The organism is Haladaptatus sp. (genome assembly GCF_049589095.1).
Lineage (GTDB): Archaea > Halobacteriota > Halobacteria > Halobacteriales > Haladaptataceae > Haladaptatus.
The window spans coordinates 1-4,572 of record NZ_JBAWAC010000259.1 but is presented as its reverse complement, the minus strand read 5'-3'; the positions used below and the strand labels follow the sequence as shown (position 1 = coordinate 4,572).

Here is a 4,572-nt window from a genome sequence, read left to right as displayed (position 1 = left end):
GCTTTCTTCGTGGACGGTGCCGCGATGCGCCGACAGGCGACCCTGAAGCGCACGAGTTGGGAACCCTACGCACACGCGATGGACAAAGTCTGTTTCGAGGAGGGTTTCCACGTCAAGCACGGCGAGGACATCATGCGTGAACTGTCGATGGGATCGAAAAAGGAACAGGAACTCATGCAGGACGCCTTCGAGGAATGGTGGCCGCGCATCATCCAGTTCTTTGGCCCGACCAACGACAAGAGCACTCACCACGACTTCTCGTCCGAAGTCGGGTTGAAGACGATGTCGAACGACGAACTCCGTAGCGCGTTCCTTACCGCCTACATCCCGAAGGCGAAGAAGTACGGCTTGGAGATTCCGGACGAGCCACGCATCGAGTACGATGAGGAGACGAAGATGTACAAGGTGCGCGAGGACGACCTCGATTGGGACGAGTTCTTCCAGATCGCCAAGAACGATTACGAACCCGGCCTCGGCCAGATAAACGGCCGCAAGGCCGCACAGGACGCGGCCGAGTGGGTCCGTGACGTGATGGACGGCTGGGAATCGAGCGGCTCGAACACGCCGGTGGCGGCTGATTAAGATGATCTGGGAAGTGTTTCGACAGGAAGAAGCTGGCAAGTATCACACCCACTGCGGAAACGTTCACGCGCCCGACCGCGACATGGCGCTCATGTTCGCCCAGATTCAACACGGGCGGCGCAAGCCGACCAACAGCATCTGGGTCGTTCCGAAGGACGAAATCGGCGAAGTGGATGCCGACGAGACGACCTTCGGCGGCACGACGGACAAATCCTACCGCTGGGTGATGGCATACAATCGCATCGACACCAGTTTCGCCAAGGAGATAGAGGACTCCGAGAGCGAACAGGAAGACGCCGAACGGCGACGAGGTGAGGCATAATGTCGGCGCAACTCGCCGGTCCCGAGGAGTTGAGCGACGACGAACGGGCCGCCGTCGAATCACTGCTCCGCCGACTCGCGGACGACGAACTCGTCCTCGCAGAGCGCTACACCGAGTGGCAGGTTCGCTCCCCGACGCTCGAATCCGATCTGGCCATCGCGAACATCGCACAGGACGAACTCGGTCACGCCCGCCTCTGGTACGACCTGCTGGAGGACTTCGGTTACACGGAATCCGATCTCATCTTCGAACGCGACCCCGCGGACTTCCGCCACTCGACGCTCGTCGAGGGGCCATTCGAAACTGGCGACTGGGCCGACGCCATCGTGCGCGGCTACCTCTACGACGTCGCCGAGGAACTCCGACTCGAAGCCCTCGAAGGGACGTCGTATCCACGAATCGCTGACCGCGTGGCGAAAATCCTGAGCGAGGAGAACTACCACCGTGAACACTCACAGAACTGGCTCGAACGGCTGACGAGCGACGACGAGGGGACCGAACGCGTGCAGGCCGCCGTTGACCGACTGTTCCCGTACGCGCTGACCCTGTTCGAGGCGGGCGACGCGAACGAGGACATCGACGAGTTCGGAATCCGAACCGACTCGCTCGACTCGATGCGCGACCAATGGCTCGACATCGTGGTGCCATTTTTGACGTCGCTCGGCATCGAACTGCCGACGGAAATCGAAGACGGCGACATCGACGAACTGCTCCCCGAGCACATCGGACGAGACGGAACCCACACCGACGACTGGGCAGACCTTCACGACGACATGACGCGGACGTACCGGGAACTCGGGCGAACCGAAACCCATCGGATCATGCCGGACCCAGACGATGAGTAACCAACCACAGGAGTATGATATCGACTCCGAACCGACCGCGTGTGCGTACACCGACTACTCGGAAACCGGACGCTCTCCGGAGGATCTGCCCGCCACGGGCGAGGGAGCGACGGGTCTCGAAAAACGCGTCTGGGACGCGCTGTACGACATCGAGGACCCCGAGATGCCCATCAGCATCGTGGATTTGGGGTTGATTTACGGAGTAGAATGCGAGACTCCGAAGGAGTCCCGTGACGAAGGCGGCGACGCCGCCGGAGCGAACGTCACCGTCATCATGACGTTGACCTACACTGGCTGTCCGGCCCGTAAGATGCTGACCAAGGACATCGTGAACGGGGTCGCTGCGGTCGAGGGCGTCGAAGACGCCGACCTCGAACTCGTTTGGAACCCGCCGTGGTCCATCGAGATGGTGACCGAACAGGGCAAAGACGACCTCAGGGAGTTCGGATTGAGCATATGAGACGACTCGACCCCAGCGTGACGACGAGCGGCGAGGACGAGGGCGCGGAGTGTCCGTACTGCGGTTCGACGGACACCCACCGCGAACACCCGAAAGGGCCGTCGCTCTGCCGGTCGATGCACTTCTGTGACGCCTGCGAACAACCTTTCGAAAAGTTCGAATAGTGGATAGGGGTACGTTTTCGGCTATCGGCTACCGCTGCCGCACTTCAGAGGAGGGATGTGAAGCGTATAACCGTTTTCTACGAGTATCGGATATATAAACACGAGATCACGTACCGGCGGTGGCCATCACGTTTTTTCCGGAGTCCGTTGCAGTCCATCGTATGTCCGTAGACCGACCGACGCGAGAGGATTTGCGCCGTGGCATGACCGTCGAAATAGAGCAGACGAACGCAGAGAACGCGGACGAGGCCAAACCGCTCCGTGGTGAGATAGCGAAGGTCCTCTCCGAGGAGCACACCGAACCCGGTGGGGTGAAAGTCCAACTTCAGTCCGGGATTACCGGGCGCGTTAAACGCATCGCACCGGACGAGTGATCAGGCCGATTCGAGTTCGAGCAGCCGTTCTTTTAGCCCGAGACGATTGTCGTGACCACCGGAAAAGCCGCCCAAGCCGTCGGCTCCGACGATTCGATGGCACGGGACGACGAGCGGCACGGGGTTGCGGCCACACGCCTGACCGACCGCGACCGCCGCCGTGTCGAGTTGTCCGGCGATTTCCCCGTAGGTTCGCGTCTCGCCACGGGGGACGCCCGCCATCGCGGCCATGACCTGTCCGGTGAACGAATCCGGATAGTCGACGTCGATATCGAATTCCTCGCGCTCACCAGTCGTGTACTCGTCGACTTGCTCCCGGATTTCCGCATCGTCGGCCGCCACCAGCGATTCGTCGATTTCCATCCGCCATTCCCAAACGTCGACGAACATCACTGCCTCTGGAGGACCGTCACTGGGCGGTGGAGCGTCCCCGGTTCACAACTCTCGACGGGGTTCGACAGGTCGAAGCTATCGAACCAGCCCACGTGTTCGAACTCGGTCTTTTCGAGGAGCAAACGTAGCTCCTGGGGAGCGAACGTCTTGATGACGTACTCCTCGCGGAAACGTTCGGTGTCAGTCGGCGTCTCGACCCGCGTCGTCAAGGTCTGGCGAACCAACTGCTCGGTCGTGTGAATCGGTTTCTGCTCGATGTCGAATCGAACCGTCGTTTCCCCGCGCGTCGTCTCCCATTCGCTCCCGGAGGACGTCCCGCCAGCAAAGTCGATGGAACCGTCGATGCAGTACAGCGACCCCGGCGTCATCGCGTCGGCCATCGAATCGAGGTGTGAGAGAAGGGCCTCGTTCGAGTCGAGATACAGCGACCCGAGCGCGCAGAACGCGAAGTCGACGTCGTCGGGAAGGATGAAGTCGGCCATATCCCGCCGCAGGAACGTCGCTTCGATGTCGTGTTCGCGCGCCTTTCCGATGGAGTGGGAAATCATCTCCGAGGAGTTGTCCAGCCCCGTGAAATCGTACCCCCGAGAATCGAATTCGAGCAGGTACGGACACGGGCCGCAGGCGATTTCGAGGACGGAGTCGGGACGGTTCGAGTGTTCACCGAATCGGTTCATACAGGCTTCGAAGAAATCTACCTCTGCCGCCACGTCGCGGAAATCGAAGGCAATCTCGTAGTAGTCAGGATGCGCATAGAGACCGGCCATAGGTTCTCACTCTGGGGACGGGTCTTAACTACTCGTATCATGATGGGAACCGTTGAGAGAACGTCTGTACGGGATGGATTTTCCGGGAACGTGATTTCAGTAACTACTGCGATGCAATCCCAGAAAGCTTTCGACCGATTGTTAGCCTCGGGGTCGCTGGTGCACGCCATGTGATTGGTCAGTATCGCACAATCCGTCCGCCCGAGTGGAAGAACCCCGATCTCAATCCTCGTTCGAGAACCCGTAAACGTAGGTTTAAAAGAGAAGACGCACAACCCACGGCCATGACCGAATCGGACGGAGACGAGGGGTGGTTCGCGGGCGTCGAACCGGACGACGTGGAGTCCGGAGCACGCGCCATCCAGGAGGGGAGCGCCGATGCCCCTGCCGACTGGCCCGAGCGGGCCGTCGAAACCGGATTCGCGGACGACGAGGCGGAGTACTACGCCACGCTCCGTGAGGCGAGCATCCGCGCGACCCGCGAGGCCGTGACGGAGCGCGAACGGGCGGACGACCGTCAACTCGTCCACGCGGTACGGGCGATGGACGACTGTGAATCGGAAGCGAACGAACTCGCCGAACGCGTCGCGGAGTGGGCCGGGACGCTGTACCCCGACGCCGGGACTGGCGTCGAGTACGCCCGCGAACTCGCGGGTACCGACCCC

Annotated in this window: 8 protein-coding genes and 1 pseudogene; 7 read left to right on the top strand and 2 right to left on the bottom strand. The window is 61.1% G+C overall.

Annotated elements, in window-relative coordinates; genetic code table 11:
* The 6 genes from WBV42_RS08485 to WBV42_RS08460 all read left to right on the top strand — a co-directional run.
* On the top strand, window positions 1-582 hold a 582-nt coding region (locus WBV42_RS08485; protein ID WP_423985643.1), incomplete at its 5' end, for a Phenylacetic acid catabolic protein.
* Window position 583: 1 nt separating this feature from the next.
* Entirely contained in the window at window positions 584-904 is a 321-nt protein-coding gene (gene paaB / locus WBV42_RS08480) for a 1,2-phenylacetyl-CoA epoxidase subunit PaaB (protein ID WP_423985642.1), read from the top strand.
* Window positions 904-1,749 (top strand): 1,2-phenylacetyl-CoA epoxidase subunit PaaC, encoded by an 846-nt coding sequence (gene paaC / locus WBV42_RS08475; protein WP_423985641.1) that lies wholly within the window; start codon window positions 904-906, stop codon window positions 1,747-1,749. The genes paaB and paaC overlap by 1 nt, the downstream gene beginning before the upstream one ends.
* Entirely contained in the window at window positions 1,742-2,209 is a 468-nt protein-coding gene (gene paaD / locus WBV42_RS08470; protein WP_423985640.1) for a 1,2-phenylacetyl-CoA epoxidase subunit PaaD, read from the top strand. The genes paaC and paaD overlap by 8 nt, the downstream gene beginning before the upstream one ends.
* A complete protein-coding gene (gene paaE, locus WBV42_RS08465; RefSeq protein WP_423985639.1) occupies window positions 2,206-2,373 on the top strand; it encodes a 1,2-phenylacetyl-CoA epoxidase subunit PaaE in 168 nt (55 codons plus the stop codon). Before paaD ends, paaE begins: the two co-directional genes overlap by 4 nt.
* 161 nt (window positions 2,374-2,534) lie before the next feature.
* A complete protein-coding gene (locus WBV42_RS08460; protein ID WP_423985638.1) occupies window positions 2,535-2,747 on the top strand; it encodes a DUF2196 domain-containing protein in 213 nt (70 codons plus the stop codon).
* Here the strand turns inward: WBV42_RS08460 and WBV42_RS08455 are convergent, their stop codons facing one another.
* Together WBV42_RS08455 and WBV42_RS08450 are read right to left on the bottom strand one after the other, a co-directional pair.
* Window positions 2,748-3,137, bottom strand: coding sequence for a methylated-DNA--[protein]-cysteine S-methyltransferase (locus WBV42_RS08455; RefSeq protein ID WP_423985637.1), 390 nt, complete (start codon window positions 3,135-3,137; stop codon window positions 2,748-2,750).
* Window positions 3,137-3,907, bottom strand: coding sequence for a class I SAM-dependent methyltransferase (locus WBV42_RS08450; protein ID WP_423985636.1), 771 nt, complete (start codon window positions 3,905-3,907; stop codon window positions 3,137-3,139). Before WBV42_RS08450 ends, WBV42_RS08455 begins: the two co-directional genes overlap by 1 nt.
* A gap of 284 nt (window positions 3,908-4,191) precedes the next feature.
* Between WBV42_RS08450 and WBV42_RS08445 the strand changes: the two are divergent.
* Window positions 4,192-4,572: pseudogene (locus WBV42_RS08445) on the top strand (NOP5/NOP56 family protein); the annotation flags it as partial.